The organism is Paenibacillus algicola, assembly GCF_005577435.1.
Taxonomy (GTDB): Bacteria; Bacillota; Bacilli; order Paenibacillales; family Paenibacillaceae; genus Paenibacillus_AQ; species Paenibacillus_AQ algicola.
In genome coordinates, this window is sequence record NZ_CP040396.1 from 833,143 (window position 1) to 851,457 (window position 18,315).

12 protein-coding genes are annotated in these 18,315 nt (G+C 43.3%); 11 read left to right on the forward strand and 1 reads right to left on the reverse strand.

Annotated elements, in window-relative coordinates; all coding sequences use genetic code 11:
- Positions 1–291 precede the first annotated feature (291 nt).
- Complete coding sequence (locus tag E6C60_RS03775; protein WP_138224606.1) at positions 292–2,568, reverse strand: helix-turn-helix domain-containing protein; 2,277 nt, start codon at positions 2,566–2,568, stop codon at positions 292–294.
- Between the two features lie 263 nt (positions 2,569–2,831).
- Between E6C60_RS03775 and E6C60_RS03780 the strand changes: the two genes are divergently transcribed.
- From E6C60_RS03780 to E6C60_RS03830, 11 genes are all read left to right on the forward strand, one after another.
- A complete protein-coding gene (locus tag E6C60_RS03780; protein ID WP_138224607.1) occupies positions 2,832–3,746 on the forward strand; it encodes an ABC transporter permease in 915 nt (304 codons plus the stop codon).
- Positions 3,747–3,787: 41 nt separating this feature from the next.
- The gene (locus tag E6C60_RS03785; protein WP_138224608.1) at positions 3,788–4,678 is read left to right on the forward strand and encodes a carbohydrate ABC transporter permease; all 891 of its coding nucleotides are present in this window, start codon (positions 3,788–3,790) and stop codon (positions 4,676–4,678) included.
- 47 nt (positions 4,679–4,725) lie between these two features.
- A complete protein-coding gene (locus E6C60_RS03790) occupies positions 4,726–7,032 on the forward strand; it encodes a glycoside hydrolase family 3 N-terminal domain-containing protein (protein ID WP_138224609.1) in 2,307 nt (768 codons plus the stop codon).
- On the forward strand, positions 7,025–9,676 hold the full coding sequence (locus E6C60_RS03795; protein WP_138224610.1) for an alpha-L-rhamnosidase: 2,652 nt from the start codon (positions 7,025–7,027) through the stop codon (positions 9,674–9,676). The genes E6C60_RS03790 and E6C60_RS03795 overlap by 8 nt, the downstream gene beginning before the upstream one ends.
- A 21-nt stretch (positions 9,677–9,697) precedes the next feature.
- Positions 9,698–10,093 carry a sulfatase-like hydrolase/transferase gene (locus tag E6C60_RS03800; RefSeq protein ID WP_138224611.1) on the forward strand — a complete coding sequence of 132 codons (396 nt, stop codon included), beginning with the start codon at positions 9,698–9,700 and terminating at the stop codon, positions 10,091–10,093.
- A gap of 187 nt (positions 10,094–10,280) precedes the next feature.
- On the forward strand, positions 10,281–10,475 hold the full coding sequence (locus tag E6C60_RS03805; protein WP_407669147.1) for a sulfatase-like hydrolase/transferase: 195 nt from the start codon (positions 10,281–10,283) through the stop codon (positions 10,473–10,475).
- 22 nt (positions 10,476–10,497) lie between these two features.
- Complete coding sequence (locus E6C60_RS03810; RefSeq protein WP_138224613.1) at positions 10,498–10,749, forward strand: hypothetical protein; 252 nt, start codon at positions 10,498–10,500, stop codon at positions 10,747–10,749.
- A gap of 41 nt (positions 10,750–10,790) precedes the next feature.
- Positions 10,791–12,044: a glycoside hydrolase family 5 protein gene (locus tag E6C60_RS03815; RefSeq protein ID WP_138224614.1), complete on the forward strand. Its 1,254-nt coding sequence runs from the start codon at positions 10,791–10,793 to the stop codon at positions 12,042–12,044.
- 198 nt (positions 12,045–12,242) lie between these two features.
- Positions 12,243–13,874 carry an extracellular solute-binding protein gene (locus E6C60_RS03820; protein WP_138224615.1) on the forward strand — a complete coding sequence of 544 codons (1,632 nt, stop codon included), beginning with the start codon at positions 12,243–12,245 and terminating at the stop codon, positions 13,872–13,874.
- 192 nt (positions 13,875–14,066) lie between these two features.
- Positions 14,067–15,656 (forward strand): sulfatase family protein, encoded by a 1,590-nt coding sequence (locus tag E6C60_RS03825; RefSeq protein ID WP_138224616.1) that lies wholly within the window; start codon positions 14,067–14,069, stop codon positions 15,654–15,656.
- Positions 15,657–15,969: 313 nt separating this feature from the next.
- Entirely contained in the window at positions 15,970–18,177 is a 2,208-nt protein-coding gene (locus E6C60_RS03830) for an AraC family transcriptional regulator (RefSeq protein WP_217496373.1), read from the forward strand.
- Positions 18,178–18,315: the final 138 nt, after the last annotated feature.

Below are 18,315 nucleotides of genomic sequence, written 5' to 3' on the forward strand. Positions count from 1 at the left end.
AAGATAAAAGCTACTCCATAAATGCCCGCTTAAGCAAGCTGAGTAAGTCCGTCAGGGACAACGACCCAGAGTCAGAAGAACCCTGCAACCAATATCACTCCGTTTAGAAGTGTGGCCGCCAATAGAGTGGATTATAGCTGCCGTGTTTGAGGCCCCGCACGCTCATCATAGTTTGGATGGTTCCATCGTGAAAAGGAACACATCCATCGTCCTTTCTCCATTCTCGGAATGCCTCATGCACAGGCGTTTACGCTGTTAAACGTCTGGTCCATGCTTCAAATAAAAATACACTTAGAATTTGAACGAAGATCTTCCATTATCATTGCTCATCTGTTTTCCCATTTTACGAAATTCCCCAGGAGTTACGCCCTCTTTTTTCTTAAAACGGTCAATGAAATATGAAACATTTATATAGCCGGCTCCCGTTATAATATCTTTTATAGACTTATCCGTATGCATAAGCTCGTTTTTTACATGTTCGATGCGTAAATCAAATACGTAATCGGTAAACGTTGAACCCGTCAGGTCTTTAATTGAGCGACTGATAAATGATGGCGATAGGGATAATTCTTCCGCCATCTGACCTAAATTAAATTCATACAACAAATATCTATCGTGAATGTAACTCAAAATTCGATGACTTAATTCAGATAGCTCATCATTTTTTCGTTTTTTAATGTGGGAGCAAAGGTCGATAACACATTGAGTGATATCCTTCTCAAACTGGCTCATTGACTGCTGATTGATGAGTTGTTTAAAAGTTTCTAGGTGGTGAGGAAAATCTTGTGTATGAACTAGCTTGAAAATCGAATTGACAAGGTCAGATGTCATACACTTGGTCATCAGAAGCGATTTTTTTGTGTTAATTTCCTGGAGAATTTGTTTGAGTGATTCAAGAGCCAGCTGCTCATCACCTTGTTTAATCGACTGAAGTAAAGTGAGCCTGATATCAGTTGAGTACCAGCTAGTCGACTCTTCTTCATTCCAATTAACAACATCAATATAGTTAATAATACTTCCGGTTGAAAATTTAAGCTGGTATTCCTTAGCAGTCAGAGACTCAATATACGATCTGTGAATTCCAAGAAACATGCCGTAGACTCTGCCAATGCTAATGGTTGGAGCTGTTCCGATTTTACTAGTTATTATTTCTTGGATCTCTTTGACAATACTTTCGACCGTTCCTGAGTGCTGCAGAGCATTGTTGGATAACCCTACGATGCATGCAAATGTCCCACGACGATAAAATTCAATAGGATAAACAGAAATATTATTGCTGGAGAATTCAGAGAGACTATTGGATATATCTTGCGTCAAAGAAGTATCCGCTTCCTCGGTACTGAAACTGAATACGAAGTATGAATTACCACAAAGGACAACTTGATGTTCTTTCATGAATGCGCATACATCTAGTTCTGTTGAAAAATATCCATGGATAAGCTTAATGAGGAACTGATCCTGAATCAACTTCTTTTGATTCTCCATTTGGTACAATAAGGATTGCTGATTTTGAGTCATGTTTTCAAAAGAATGAGCTATATAATTAATTTCTGTATCGACGAGAGGGTGCGCCGCTTCAAGTTCCAACTGAATTTTTGAAATTAACTGCTGTATAGGTTTATAAAATCGCTTGGATAGCACAATAGCAACGGTGATTCCGATAAAAATTAATGATATTAAAATATACACGATCAGATTAGTGAGCTTAAGAACTTGTTGGTAGAACTGAGAGGTCGGCAGCAGAGTCATATAGGTCCACCCGGTTGCCTCCGACTTCACCCAGGTCACAGACATCGAATTAGATTCCATAATCATGGAAGATTGTTCACTATTAGAGGCTTGGACCAGCAGTTTTTTTATAAACTCATCAGTAAGTGCCAAATCATTGGCTTTAGATGTTAATAAGTTCTGATCCTGGTCAAATACGTACACCGCGCCTCTAAAATCTCCTAAAACCGGAGCCATCAATTTATATAGTCGCTGGCTGTCGAACAAATATAATACGATGCCATATGGGTTAAGCGACCGTACAGGAAATGGGATCCCAATCGTAATGATCTCTTTGGAAGTTTGGTTTGTTAAAACAGGCTCGGTTGGACGAACAAAGGGCCGTTTATTCCCTTTTAGGCTATTGATCCAATGCTCAGCTGTATCTGTTTTGTTCATATAATAATCTTTGATAAGTGAAGACAAACTGAACATAGCATTAGACGAATAAAAGTAACCGCTATCATATCTATGATAAAAAATTTCTTCGAAATAAGAAGAACTTGCTTTGTATTTTTGGATTTCTTTAATAATTTCCGTAGAGGCGTAGGTATCATCAAGTAAGTGAAAACTAGACAGGTCAGGATTCAAAGACATTAATACGGTGGTTTCCGTTAAGTCTAAAAATTGCTGATCCATAGAATCCAAGGCTAAATGAAGCCGGTTCAAATTAGTTTCTTCAATTTCTGTTCGAAGTGCGCTTACCGCACCTGTATATATAAAAATCCCTAAAATAGCCACAGGTATGCTAAACATTACAATGAAAGCGAGCAGGTATTTAGTGTATAGATTCCACCTCATGATTACACTCCCTTTCCGGGCTTTCAAGATTAACTATTATTGTATATGTATACTACGTGACAATAAAGGGGAAAATGACCTGATTTTGAAATCGAATATTTTAAATAAAGCAGATATTTAGAATTTCAGGGACTTAGAGCGTATTTGAAGGCAACATTTTTATCCGAGTATGGAGAAGAAGGCAGATATTTACTGCTTGATCCCTTAGATGCTACATTTGGAGCAAGCCATACAATGACAATAAGGAAAGGTGGTTCGAATAAATGAACAGTTATATAAAGATATGGAAAAAACAACTGAAGCGAAATTGGCACCTCTATTTGTTTGTCTTACCAACATTAATTTATTTCATTGTGTTCAACTATTTGCCAATGTATGGACTGCAGATTGCATTTAAGAATTTTTATCCTTCTCAAGGTATATTGGGTAGTGAATGGGTAGGTTTTGATCATTTTGAGCGTTTTTTCAACTCCCCTTCTTTCTGGACGATTATAAAAAACACTTTATCGATCAGCTTGTATGAGCTTATATTGTTTCCCTTACCGATCCTGTTCGCATTAGCGATCAATGAGCTGCGTAACGGAACATTCAAGAAGAGTGTACAGATCATAACTTATGCGCCGCATTTTATATCGGTAGTTGTAGTAGCGGGGATTATTGTTTCTTTAGTTCATCCAGCGACAGGGATCGTGAATAAAGGTATTGTCCTTCTTGGTGGAGAACCAATCAGCTTTATGACAGAACCGGCCTGGTTCAAATCCATTTACGTGTGGTCTGGGACATGGCAGCAATTAGGATGGAATTCTATTATTTATATAGCGGCATTAAGTGCAATTAATCCAGAGTTACACGAGGCAGCTACTATAGATGGCGCAACTCGGGTGCAACGAATTTGGAGTATCAACCTGCCTGGAATTATGCCGACGGTCATCATCCTGCTTATTTTAAGTATTGGCAACTTTATGTCTATAGGTTTCGAAAAAGTCTATTTGTTACAAAATCAGCTGAATATGGAATCATCTGAAGTCATTCAAACTTATGTTTATCGAAGCGGGTTACTACAAGCTCAGTATAGTTTTTCAGCAGCGGTGGGACTATTCAATTCGGTCATTAATTTAATATTGTTAGTTACAATAAATTCGATTGCTCGTAAAGTAAGTCAAACAAGCTTATGGTAACTTTCAATACATCAATTAACGACTATAAGGAGTGAAGGTACATGAAATCCTCTTTTGGGGACCAGGTATTTGAATGGAGCAATCGCTTTATTTTGTTTCTGGTAACGCTAGTTGTTTTGTATCCACTAGTCTATGTAGTTAGCGCATCCATCAGTGATCCCCAATATGTTAATACTGGTCAGATGTGGCTGTGGCCGATTGACATCACACTAGATGGTTATCGCAGGGTTCTGGATAATCCTGACATCTGGATCGGATATCGAAATACTATAATTTATACCCTGCTTGGAACGAGCCTCAATCTTTTGTTAACCATTCCTTGCGCATATGCTTTAGCTCGCAAAGATTTGTATGGGCGCAACGTTATTTCCGGAATTTTTCTGTTAACGATGTTTTTTAATGGTGGTCTGATTCCAACTTATCTCATAATTAAAAATCTCAATCTTCTTGATACTCCATGGGTGCTAATCGTAGTGGGGGGCGCTAGCGTCTGGAACCTTATCGTTGCACGTACTTTCTTTCAAAATACAATTCCTCGAGAACTCGAGGAGGCTGCTGAGGTTGACGGCTGTTCACATTTTTCTCTATTCTTACGCATCATTATTCCTATTTCAGGGCCTATTATTGCTGTTATGGCGTTGTTCTATGGTGTTGGTCACTGGAATCAATATTTTAATGCACTCATGTACCTGCAGGATCGATCGCTATTTCCGCTACAATTATTTTTAAGAGAAATTTTGATTGTCAATGAAATGAACGCCAATATGATGATGGATGGGGAATCTATGGCTGCTATGGCCGAACAGGCCAAGATAGCGGATATTATTAAATACGCCGTCATTATTATATCCGCGTTGCCGTTGCTTATTCTGTATCCATTTCTTCAACGTTTCTTTATCAAAGGGATTTTAATTGGATCTATAAAAGGATAAACCGGCAAAGATTCAAGAAACATGATAGACAAATGGAGGAATGATATATGGAGTCTTATAGAAACGCTTCAACACCGATAGATGCTCGAGTTATAGATCTGCTGCAAAGAATGACATTGGTGGAAAAAGTCGTACAGACTTTATCTATAGGCAAAGTCGGTCAAAGCTTTGATGTCGAGCTTAATGAAGACGGGAGTCTTGAGGAAAGCTGTATTGAAGAAATCTATAAGCATGGCGCCGGCGCCATTCAGCTTCCCTTCAAGACCGACTCGATTGAAACAAGAATCAAGAAACTTAACGCGCTTCAGGACTATTATGTAAACAAAACAAGGCTAGGAATACCTGTAATGGCTCAAGAAGAATGTCTGCACGGACATCTCGCAAAGGATGCCACAAGCTTTCCCATCCCTATTGCTATGGCGAGTACATGGGATACGGAGCTAATTGAACGTGTATACTCCGCAATTGGGAAGGAAGCAAGGGTCAGAGGCGGGCATGAAGCGCATACGCCTGTGCTTGATCTTGCAAGAGATCCCCGTTGGGGAAGGACAGAGGAGACTTATGGTGAAGATACGTACCTTGTTACCCGAATGGGTGTTGCTGCAGTAAGAGGTTTACAAGGAACGGACGAGATCGTAAATCATGAGCATGTCGTCTCTGCACCAAAACATCTGGCTGGTTATGCACAATCTGATGGGGGGCGCAATTTTGCTCCAAGCAACATTCCCACTCGAGTGCTGAGGGACCAGATCCTTCCTCCGTTCAAGGCGGTGGTACAAGAAGCTGGAGCGCTCGGCATGATGCCTTCTCATAATGAGATCGATGGGATTCCTTGTCATGGCAACAGACAATTGCTTACCGAGATCCTGCGAGATGAATGGGGGTTTAACGGCATTGTTGTATCCGATTACTTCGACGCTTCCAGATTAGATATTTTGTTCCATGTTGTCAATAATTCGAAGGAAGCTGCAGTAAAAGCCTTAAAGGCAGGTTTGGACATGGATTTGCCTGGCGGAGGTTGCTATACCCAACTATTGGATGCCATAGCCGAAGATCCAGAGTTAGAAGATGTGCTGAATGTTACCGTGGCACGCATTTTACGAGTCAAGTTTTTGCTAGGGCTATTTGAGAATCCATATGTGGATGCAGAGCATGCCAAGCAAGTGATTAATTGTGAGCAGCATAAGAAGCTTGCCAAGGAAGCGGCAGACAAATCGATCACCCTGTTGAAAAATGAGGGCGGGCTGCTGCCTCTGAACAGGAATGAAATTCGCAAGCTTGCTGTAATTGGACCGAATGCACATCCGATCTGCACCGGCTCGTACAGTACAAAACCGAACAAAGGTATTAGTATTCTGGATGGGATTATAGCAAAAACAAATGGAGAACTGGAAGTGGCTTATGCAGTAGGTTGTGAAATTATAAAAGGGAAGGATGATAGCGGGGAAACGGAATTGGATCGACGTATGAATAATCCCCAATTAAGTACAGGGGATAAAAATGAAGCCTGGATTGTAGAGGCTGTCTCTGTAGCCAAGGAAAGTGACGTAGCCATCCTCTGTGTCGGCGGTAACACTTTAACCAGCAGAGAGGCTATATTCTTCAACGATGATAGAGGCGACAGATATGATCTTGACCTTCCTGGAGTTCAAAATGAACTGGTGAAAAGGATAGTCGAGACCGGGACGCCTACTGTTGTCCTGCTCATCAATGGAGGTCCGTTGACGATCAACTACATCGCGCAGCATGTGCCGGCAATCTTGGAGGGCTGGTATCTTGGGGAAGAGACAGGTCATGCGGTAGCAGATGTATTGTTCGGCGATGTGAATCCAAGCGGCAAGCTGCCTATTACTTTCCCTCGTTCAGTAGGACAATTGCCTGTGTATTACTCACAAAAACCAACGGGTTTATTCAAAAAATATTTATTTGCCGAGCATGATGAGCCGCTGTTCTCTTTCGGTACGGGATTAAGTTATACAACATTTCAATATCGTCATTTGCAATTAAGCTCTATTACGATGGCGATGAACGGTAGCGTCACCGTATCTGTCGAAGTCAGCAATACGGGTGAGTACGCAGGGGATGAAATTGTGCAATTGTATATTGCAGACCTGGTGAGCTCTGTCACAAGACCTGTTCAAGAATTAAAAGGCTTCATGCGCATTACACTCCAGCCAGGTGAAGCACAAACAGTTGCTTTCCGCATTGATCCCTCTATGCTGAGCTTTACAGGAGAGGACTATGAAATCACTGTGGAGCCTGGCGCATTCAAAATTATGGTGGGTTCAAGCTCGAAGCATTACGAATCTATCGTTCTGAATGTGATAGAAGAGGAGAAAACGAACGATGCATAATAAGGGCAGCTTCCATCCATACGACTTGCGCTGCGAATATAAAGTAAATTACCTTGGGCTGGGCGAGCGCAGCCCAAGGTTCAGCTGGAAGCTTCATGCAGAAGGACGGGATGTGCGGCAATCCGCCTACAGGCTGCAAGTATCGACTGGAGGGCAGGAAATATGGGACACAGGTAAGATTATTTCTGATCAGTCCCTGCATATCACGTATGCGGGACCTGCTCTTGGCTCAAGAACGCGCTATGAAATCCGTGTCAAGGTTTGGAATCAGCATGGCCAAGAATCGGATTGGAGTGAGGCGGCATACGGTGAGACAGGGCTGTTGGATCAAGATGAATGGCGAGCATCATGGATAACTGCCAGATTCGAGCAATCAGAGCCCTGTCAACTGCTGCGCAAGCTATTCACATTAGGCGATAACATCGTTTCGGCCCGACTGTATGCAACAAGTCTTGGCGTATACAGGGTGTATGTTAATGGGGAGTCCGCTGATGACACCTTATTTGCACCCGGATGGACTAGCTACAACAAGAGGCTGCAGTACCAAACCTATGATGTAGCTAAGCTGCTTGCAAGTGGAGAGAATACAATTGGCGTCATGCTGGGCAATGGCTGGTATATGGGCAATTTGGGCTGGAATGGATTAAGTCAGCTGTATGGCAATGAACGCGCTGCATTACTGCAGCTTCACGTCCAATATAAGGATGGCAGAGAAGAAGTGATTGTCTCGGATGATTCCTGGAGAGCCAGCAAGAGCGCTTTGCTTATGTCCGAGCTGTATCACGGCGAATATTACGATGCACGGCTCGAAAGCAAGGGTTGGCATAACAAAGGGTTCGACGACAGTGAATGGACCCAAGTATCGCTGCTAGATTATGGATATGATACTTTGATCGCGCAAGAAGGCGAGCCGGTTCGAATCGTGGAGGAACTGCAGCCAGTCCAAGTGCTTCGTACTCCTAATGGGGAAACAGTCGTTGATTTTGGCCAGAACATGGTTGGGTGGGTGCAGTTTGCGGTAGAGGCGGAAGAGGGTCATACCGTTGTGATCCGTCACGCAGAAGTGTTGGATAATGACGGTAATTTCTATACGAGCAACCTGCGAACAGCGAAACAAACCATCACATACATCTGCAGAGGTGATCAAGTAGAGCGTTATGAGCCTTATTTTTCATTCCAAGGCTTCCGCTATATTCAGGTTGAAGGTATTCGGCCGGAGCTTATTGCAACCCGTGTTGTTGCTAAAGTCATTCATAGCGATATGGATCAAACAGGGACGTTCGAATGCTCTGACGAGCTGGTGAATCAGCTGCAGCGAAATATTGTATGGGGGCAAAAAGGGAATTTTCTTGACATTCCAACCGACTGTCCGCAGCGTGATGAAAGGATGGGCTGGACGGGTGATGCGCAGGTGTTCATGCGGACAGCTGCATTCAATATGAATGTAGCGCCTTTCTTCACCAAATGGCTAAAGGACCTTGCAGCCGATCAGCTTCCAGATGGCGGCGTACCATTTGTAATCCCCGATGTGCTTCGCGGAAGGCATTCATCGGCAGCCTGGGGAGATGCAGCCGTTATATGTCCTTGGGTGCTGTATGAACGATACGGGGATCGGCGAGTGCTGGAACAGCAATATGAGAGCATGGTGAAATGGGTTGAGTATATTCGGTCGCAAGGCGAGCAAGAGCATTTATGGAATACGGGCTTTCATTTCGGCGATTGGCTTGCAATGGATGCCCCCAATGGAAGCCGTGTAGGGTCAACACCTAAGGATTTGATTGCGACAGCCTTCTATGCGTATTGTTCCGCACTGCTGGCGAAGACGGCGGCAGTGCTTAACAAGCTCGAGGACGAAGTGCGTTATACAGAGCTAAGCGAACGAGTAACCGAGCAATTCCGGAGGGAGTTTGTAACCCCGAATGGCCGGTTGGCCTCCCCAACTCAAACGGCCTATGTACTGGCTCTCATGTTTGATTTGTTGGAAGAGAAGCATAGGCCGCAGGCAGCCGCTGTTCTGGCTAGTTATGTGGAGGAGCAGAACGTTCGTTTGACAACAGGCTTTGTAGGCACCCCTTATCTCTGCCTGGCCTTGTCCAAGCATGGATATACGGATCTGGCCTATAAGCTGGTTCTCCAGCGCGAGTATCCGTCATGGCTGTACCCGATTTCCAAAGGAGCAACAACGATTTGGGAGCATTGGGACGGCATTAAGCCTGACGGCTCGTTATGCGAGGATCCTATGAACTCTTATAATCATTATGCCTATGGCTCAGTCGGAGAGTGGTTATACAGAATTGCGGCGGGACTCGATACAGATGTGCAGAATCCAGGCTACAAGAAGGTGCGCATAGCGCCTCAGATTTCGGAAGCGATCAGCTATGCCCGAGCATCCTATAGCTCTATGTATGGGATGGTAGCATCAGGCTGGGAGCGGCTGGAGGACCGCAGAATGAAGGTGAAGGTGGTCATTCCGCCGAATACGGAGGCGTCTGTGATGCTGCCTGGCGCAGCAATGGGTCAAGTAGTGGAATCAGCGGTTCCTGTCGCCTATGCCGCAGGCGTACACTCGGTACGGCAGACAGAAGCCGGTGTACAGCTTGAGGTAGGATCAGGAGAATATGAGTTTCTATATGTCTTCAAATAAAAGGAGGAGACTTTAAATCGATTGGTTGAGACGGGCGTTACCTTCACGCGTGCGTATTCATCCTGTCCGGTTTGTGTGCCTGCGCGGTATGCCATGATGACGGGGCAGCTGCCGCACCGTACCGATTGTACGGCAAATGAGATAATGCCAGAAGGACGCCAAAGCTTTATGGAGATTTTGTCTCAGAACGGTTATCAGACGCATGGCGTTGGCAAAATGCACTTCACCTTTGCCGAGCAGGGAGCGGAGGCGCTCTGGGGCTTCGAGTCACGGGGTATTAGTGAGGAGGGCGGAGGTGATGACGATTTCAAACGTTATCTGAATGAGAATGGTTACGGGCATGTTCATGATCCCCAAGAGGTCCGGAGCGAGATGTATTACATTCCTCAGCCATATCAAACCACATCCGCCCTTTGAGACACCTACTCCATGGAACAAGCTATACCGAGCGCTTGAAATGTCTCTGCCTAAACGGCCCATGAACGGAGAAGAGCTTCTAACGTATTGGAATCGATTCCAGAACCGATACAAATATCGAGATCAAGGTGTGGACGACCATTTGATGAGGACAATGAAGGCAGCGTAGTATTGCACAATATCCTTCATTGATTACCAAATCGGACGCTTGCTCGCTTACATGGAAGAACAAGATCTGCTGAAGAACACCATGATTGTATTCTCTTCTGACCACGCTGAGCTGCTTGGCGATTACAATAGTGTAGGCAAGCGCAGCTTCTTGGATTCCGCAGCTCGCATACCGCTGATCGTAAGTGGATCCCGATCGCACGAAAGGCAATGAGCCATGTCATGCTCCCGTAGGCTTGGTCGATATATTGCCAACCTTTCTGCAAGCGGCAGGTATTGAGCCGCAAGAGGATTATAGCGGCCGGAGCTTGCTGGATATTGCTGAGGGCAAGCATCTGAGAGAATTAACGATGGGTCAGTATAACCGGAATGAATTCGGTGTATATATGGCCGTTACGGAACGATGCAAATATATCTACTCTTGTATTCCAGGATATGAAAGAAAATTCGAGGTTAATCAACACGATTTATTTCGGACCAAATTTTAACCGCTGTTATTACCTGCGCAGCGTGAAGTGAGGAGAGAATAATGGGCAAAACGGTATTAACAATCGAAGGCGAACAATTTGTTATTAATGGAAAAAAAACGTATTCGGAGATTGATGGAAGTCCGTCCGATGTTCATGGTTTATTAATGAATGCGAGATTTGTTCAGGGTATATTTGATGACAAGCAAGACCCCAATCGCTTCCATCGTTTTGGACGCAGGTTCGATCCGGATCAGAATACGAATGATCTTATTGCAGCATTGCCTGAATGGTATCGGGCAGGACTTCGAGCATTTACAGTTTGTTTTCAGGGCGGTGGTCCATGTTTTACCATACAAAATCCAACGATCGATAACAATCCTTTCTCGGAGGACGGCACAAGCATTGATCCGGCTTACGCGGGTCGAATGGACCGCTTGATCAGAGCTGCGGATGAATTGGGCATGGTCGTTATCGTGAGTTATTTCTACACTGGGCAGACGGGACGTATGAAGGACGGCAAAGTAATATTGAATGCGGTCAGGGCAGCATCTCGCTTCCTAAAAGAAGGAGCTTACACAAATGTCATCATTGAGGTTTGCAATGAACATAATATTGCGCGTGAGCATCCATTAATCGCGTCGAGTGAGGGAATGGTTGCCTTAATGGAGATCGCCCGTACGGAATCTGGCGGGATACCTGTAGGCTGCAGCGGTTTAGGAAGATATATTAATGAAGAGATTTGCAAGGAAAGTGACGTTATTCTTATTCATGGCAACTGGCTATCTCGGCAGCACTATTATAATCACATTCAGAAAGTGAAGGCATGGGCACCCGGCAAGCCAGTTGTTTGCAACGAGGATTCGCCAGACATCAGCAAGATAGATGTGGCTTTTCGAACCCGAACATCTTGGGGATACTACAATAATATCACGAAGCAGGAAGTGCCCGTAGACTGGGCGATTACGCCCGGTGAGGATCAATTTTTTGCTCAGCGAATGGCAGAAGGATTGGGTATTGACTGGCCTACAATTCCAGAAGATGAGCAGTTGCATCTACAGGGCTTTGAAGCGGATATGTCCTATGAAGGAAAGCGTTGGATCAGGTTAGCAAGCTTGTATCCTGAGAAAATCAATTATGTGGATTTTTATCGAAATGGGGTGCTGTATTTTACAAGCTATGATAATGTCCATGCTGTAAATCATAAGAAAAACTGGGAGATGGGCGCAGTGGAAATGAGTTCGGAAGAGGAGGAATGGAGAGCAGTTGTTCATCTACATGATGGAAAGATTATAGAGAAATTAGCCAAGCTATGAATGAATACGAATACGCTGCATGAAAGGAGTATTGTGTTTCACTCATGCGGTATTCGAACCGCTATTCTGTTTGTAAAAGCGATGTGCATGATTGGAGTATGGGCCGAAAACAAGATATTTCGAAGCGGCCTCAAAAAAGGTTATAGTGAAAGCGTTATCAGCTGAAATTTATGTAAAAAACGAAAGGGGAGTTACAACGTGAAGAAAAAGATGATGATACTAATGGTAGCTTTTTCAATGATGATCAGCATGAGTGTTGCCTGTTCAACCAAGCAATCCGATGAGAACATTTCCGAGAATTCTGCATTCCCTCAAAACTTTAATGCGACCGGATACCCGATTGTGAATGAGAAGGTTACCCTTAAGTTAATGGGATCAAAAGGAGCAAGTCAGGGTCCTTGGGATCAAATGATGTTTTTTAAGGAAATGGAGAGATTGACTAATATTCATTTTGAATTTGACACGCCGGATGGTAAGGTTTTTCCAGAAAAGAAAAACTTAACCTTTGCGAGCGATAACTTACCTGATGTATTTTTTGCGGGATCCCTAACATTCTTCGATCAGATCAATTATGGCAAACAAGGCCTTTTGATTCCTCTTGAAGGACTTATTGACGAGTATGCTCCTAATTTTAAGGCGTTGATGGAAAAAGATCCTGCAATTCGCCGAGCCATTACTGCACCAGATGGTCATATCTATGCTTTACCACAAGTCTCAGATATTATTCGTGACATGATGTTTTTCCGAACCTATTTGAATGCAGAGTGGATGGAAGCGCTGGGTAACCCACAAGTTCCCCAGACGACTGACGAACTGTTGGAGCTGTTAAAGCGCTTCCGTGATGAGGATCCGAACAAGAACGGAAAGAGTGACGAACTCCCATTGTCGTTTACTAACGCAAAGAATGATTCACTGGCCATCGCGAGAACTTATATAATGCCAGCGTTCGGTGTGCTGGAGGATAGAGCTAATTTATCCCGTTTGCAGGTAACCGACGACACAGTGAACGCTGTGTTCTTGTCTGAAGGATACAAGGAATTCCTAAAGTATATGAAGACCCTGTATGATGAGAAGCTTCTCGACCCGGAAATCTTTACTCATACTGATCAACAACTGAAGGCCAAGGGGCAAGAAAATCGGATTGGCATGACGATGCATGCTGCACCGTTCTCCGTATTCAAGGTTGAAAAACCGGAGGATAATGAGAAATATCCATTGGTGATGCCATTGACGAGTGCTATAAATAGCGAGAAGCTGTTTACACCGCGTCCCAATATTACAATCGGTACCTTTGCCATTACAAAAAATAATCCACATCCAGAAGCGACAATGAGATGGGTAGACTACTTGTATACACCAGAAGGATTTATGCTTGGAAACCAAGGAATTGAAGGTGAGGCCTGGAAGTGGAAGGATGATAGCAAAAAGGAATGGGAAAGGATTACGCCAGAGGGAATGAACAAGGAGGAGTTCCGCGCCCAGAATACACCCGATATTGGTTCGACAATCCCGCTTCTGAAAAGCATGGAAATTAATTACAAACAAAACGATCCTGTTAATAACATTCTAAATGATCAAGCAAATAAATTGTCTGAATACGTGCAAGAAGCAATGCCGTTACTTTTTTTGTCGGAAGAGGAAGAAAATAGAGTGAATATTATAAAGAACGATTTGATGAACTACATTGCGCAGATGGAAGCAAAGTTTGTGCTAGGTAAGGCGAGTTTTGATGATTGGGATAATTATGTTTCCCTGCTGAAGAAAATGAGTGCGGATGAGTATGTGGAAATCTATCAAAAGGCATATGATCGGTGGAAAACAACAAAATAACATATAGGATTTGCATCATATCTTCTATTAAATTCAGCACCCACTTCCGTTGCGACCACATCTAGGCACAATGAAAGTGGGTCTCTTTTTTTATTTGACCAAGAGCGCTTTCATTTTTAGAGCATCACTCCCTGGAGGATCGCAAAAGAGTCGACTTTTAACAGATATTTCTTAAAGATGGAGTGAAGTGAGATGAATCCTAAACCATTAAACATCCTGTGGATTTCGTTAGAGGATACGAGTCCAAGGTTCGGCTGTTACGGAGATGCGGTTGCCCGTACGCCTCATATCGATCAGCTTTCAAGGGAAGGCTGCCGCTACCCAAATACGTTTGCTACTGCCGGCGTTTGTGCGCCTAGCCGTTGTTCGGTTATTACCGGGATGTATTCCAACTATATAGGCGGGCAGCATATGCGAACCACTCATACGAATCAGAATACTCCTGAATTGCCTACGCCTTATGAAATTGTTCCGCCATCTTATGTCAAAGTATTCTCGGAATACTTACGGGCACAGGGCTATTACTGTACTAATAATCTTAAAACCGATTATCAGTTTAAGCCGCCTTTAACGGCATGGGATGAATGTGGACCCGATGGACATTGGCGAAATCGCGGAGCTAATCAACCTTTTTTTGCGGTGTTTAATACCACCGTTACGCATGAGAGCAAGATGTGGCCTAGGGAAGGGGAAGAACTGAAGACAAATCCGGATGAAGTAGTGCTTCCTCCGTACTTGCCGGATACTCCACTTATACGTAAAGCTATGTGCCGTCATTACGACAATCTATCATTAGCAGACGACTATGTTGGCGCTCTCTTGCAGCAGCTTGAAGAGGACGGCTTATTTGAAAATACAGTTGTCATGCTATGGAGCGATCATGGCGAAGGGCTCCCCAGAGCGAAGCGGTGGACATATGATGCGGGCATTCGAGTACCGCTGATTGTTCGCTGGCCAGGTCAAATTCAACCGGGGACTGTAAATGAACGACTAGTTAGCTTGGTGGATCTGGCTCCAACTGTGTTAGAACTTGCTGAACTTCAAATACCTGCACATCTCCAAGGCAGAAGCTTCCTTCGTGAGGAGGAAAGAAAATTCATTTATGCTACACGAGATCGTTACGATGAATCCTACGATATGGTGAGAGCAGTTCGGGATAAGCAATACAAATATATTCGAAATTATTTCCCTAATCAATCCTACCAGCTTTGGATTCCATATTTGAATCAACATCCTATTCAGAGGGAACTGTGGCAATTGTATGAAGAGGGGAAGTTACAAGGTTTGGCCGCACAATTCTTCGGGAGTGGAAGACCGGTTGAAGAACTGTATGAGTGTGAAGCAGATCCTTATGAACAGTATAATCTGGCCTGTAACCCGGACTATACAAAGGTACTTGATACAATGAGAGAGGCACTGGAGCAATGGAGAATGAAATATGATCGCCTAGGCGAAGTGCCTGAGACGGAAATGATCGCGCAGATGTGGCCGTCAGGCAAACAGCCGCAAACGGCAAAACCAAGATTTGTGATCATTAATAGAGGGATTTGCTCTTCAGAGCTCCTTGAGGCAGGGAAGGTAGCAAGACCAGCATTTGTTCAACTGCATTGCAGTACGCAAGGAGCTTCTATTGCATTTAAGCTCGATGATAATACTGATGCACCCTGGAGCTTATATACAGGAGAAATTCGTATAACCGAAGGCGCTGCAAAGCTTCGTGCAAGAGCGATACGCATTGGTTATCTGGAGAGTGTTGAGACAGTGCTGGAGTTCATCGGATAATTCTTCAACTTGCTAATTTAAGAACGTTTAGATCAGCGTTATCATTAATGCTGGTCGTAGTATTTCTGTGAACAGAAAATATTTTACATCTTTTTGAAGGTATCATCCGGCATGGGGTATTCATGAATTTTCCTTCAAATCATATTAAGGAGAATGCCTTGTGAACAGACAACGAATGCAGAGCGTAACTATACCCTGGTTTCTTTCCTATGTCGTTGTGCTCCTGCTTCCAATGGTCGTTAGTCTTTTCGTGTATCGAGAATATTCGATATCATTAAAAAATGAAACGAGAGTAGCATATTCGTCCTTGCTTATGCAGCTGCAAGAAGCAGTCGACAATGATTTGAAAAGTATGAAGCGTTTGAGCCATCAGCTCACCTGGGATAATGCCATTCAAAGCATATCAAGCGATTTGACTAGCAATATGCCCCAAAAGGGCCTCAGCTATGAATTATTTACGCTTGCCCAGAACTTGACGCAGTACAAGTCCTCTTATTCAGATATTGATCAGTTCTATATTTATCTCACAAGCCCCGCTCAAGCAGTTGTTTTTCCAGGAGTTGTAAATGAACCGTATATGGCTTATCAATTTGTTCATATGAACGAGAAATATTCTTATCAAGCTTGGATGGACAGAATGATAAATAATACGAAACCGGGCTTGATCACCTTGCCGGGATCAGGAGGCAAACCTGCGATTGCTTACTTGCAAAGTTTTAAGGGTGTCCATAACAATGGGCCAACTGGGATTAGTGTTGTCATGATCGACCAGTCCAGAATTCTGTCTGTCATTCACAAGGTTCAGTTATTTAACCAAGGAAAAGTATTCATTGTTAATAATAATGATGAAATTTTGGTGGCCAGTGATGATGGTTCTTCTGAGGATTTGCTTAATGCAATGAGATTAGAGCAGCTATCCTCTCATTCAGGCTATACCAGTTTCGAAAGCAACGGAAAAAAGTTTGAGATGATCTACCTTCAATCTTCAGCTACTCAAACCAAATATATTTCCATAGTGCCAAGCCAAGTTTTATGGGAGAAGGCAGAAAAGGTTCGAAACATAACTTATGTGAGCTTAGTGGTAAGCATTTTAGTTGGAGTTATGCTATCTCTGCTGCTCTTGAAAAAAAATTACGGACCGATTCGTCGTTTACTCCAAAAAGTTACGGAACAAGAGGGACCGTCAATATTTCAACGCAAAGGAAATGAGTTCACCTATATAGAACAGACGTTAAATCAAACTTATCTAAAAATGGAAGAGATGCTGAATGATAGAAAGCATCATCATTACGTGCTTCGCTCTTACTTTATATCAAAGCTGCTTAAAGGTAAGTTGGATTCCAAGCTGCAAATTGAGGAGGCTATAACGGCATATGATATTGCTTTTAAAAGTGATGACTTTGCAGTGATGCTATTACGTGTGGAAGAAGCAGAAGACTTCTATCGGAGAGTCGAATGGTTGAAGCCACATGAGAAACAGCAGATGCTTCAATTTATTATATCGAATGTTGTGGAGGAATTGACCAAACAGAGGCACATGGGATTCGTAGTGGAAGTCGACGATTTATTCGCATGCTTAATAAATCTCTCCTCATCTGCAATCGAGCCAATGGATGAACTTATGCAGCTAGCAGAAGAAGCACAAGGCTTCCTACACCGCTCGTACCAGATCAACATGACAATATCCATTAGTTTGATTCACAGCTCTCTAAGCGGAATTCATCAAGCATATCTCAACGCGCTAGATGCAATGGAGTATAAGCTGGTGATGGGGAGGAGAGAGATCATCAGATACGACAAGATTTGTTATGAACCACAGATGGACCAGCATAGAACCTATCATTATCCTCTTGTTGTTGAACAGAAGCTCATGAATGCGGTGAAGACAGGTAATTCAGAGATAGCAGTACGTACACTTAATGAGGTTATAGAACAGAACTTCTCCAATCGAAATCAATCTCTCCCTCTAGTAAAATGTCTAATGGTCGATCTAGTTTGCACATTAGTGAAGACAATCAATGAGAATGATTATGTGGAGGAGCCGCAGCTGGATATGACAAGCATTATTGACACGTTGATAAGAAGCGAGACCGTTCATGATATGAAGGAACAGCTTATTCTATTGGTCAGAAAGGTGTGCGAGTATACCTTCGAGAGACGTGAAAGCCAAATTACTGAAGGTCGACAGCGGGCAGTGCAGGAGCTCGTTCATGAAGTAATTATGTATATTGAAGCCAACGTGAGCAATGTCAACTTAAATGTATCTATGATTGGCGAGAAGGTACAAATGAGTCCTTCCTACGTGTCAAGGCTGTTTAAGCAGCATACGGGAGAAGGGATACTCGAATATTTGAACAACTATCGTGTGAAGCAAGCCAAAGAGTTGATCGAAGATCATCAGATAGGAATTAAAGAAGTGGCGGAAAAGGTGGGTTATTCAGACGCGACTACCTTTATAAGGATTTTTAAGAAGTATGAGGGGGTTACACCTGGTAAGTACAGAGATTCGTTAGAAAGATAATGGTCTCCTCAATCATTCTGGATTTTGCTGATGAAATAGCGAAAAAGTCCTCTTACATTTTAGATTTTGTAAATGATTTTGCTCAAATAGTCGATATACGACTGCGAAATCGCACACTTATAATTAAGCCGAGGAGTT

Bases quoted from the DNA above. Each gene is read 5' to 3' on its own strand.
- E6C60_RS03815 (WP_138224614.1), top strand. From the start codon at position 10,791: ATGGGCAAAACGGTATTAACAATCGAAGGCGAACAATTTGTTATTAAT.
- E6C60_RS03825 (WP_138224616.1), top strand. From the start codon at position 14,067: ATGAATCCTAAACCATTAAACATCCTGTGGATTTCGTTAGAGGATACG.
- E6C60_RS03775 (WP_138224606.1), bottom strand. From the start codon at position 2,568: ATGAGGTGGAATCTATACACTAAATACCTGCTCGCTTTCATTGTAATG.
- E6C60_RS03795 (WP_138224610.1), top strand. From the start codon at position 7,025: ATGCATAATAAGGGCAGCTTCCATCCATACGACTTGCGCTGCGAATAT.
- E6C60_RS03785 (WP_138224608.1), top strand. From the start codon at position 3,788: ATGAAATCCTCTTTTGGGGACCAGGTATTTGAATGGAGCAATCGCTTT.
- E6C60_RS03780 (WP_138224607.1), top strand. From the start codon at position 2,832: ATGAACAGTTATATAAAGATATGGAAAAAACAACTGAAGCGAAATTGG.
- E6C60_RS03830 (WP_217496373.1), top strand. From the start codon at position 15,970: ATGCAGCTGCAAGAAGCAGTCGACAATGATTTGAAAAGTATGAAGCGT.
- E6C60_RS03790 (WP_138224609.1), top strand. From the start codon at position 4,726: ATGGAGTCTTATAGAAACGCTTCAACACCGATAGATGCTCGAGTTATA.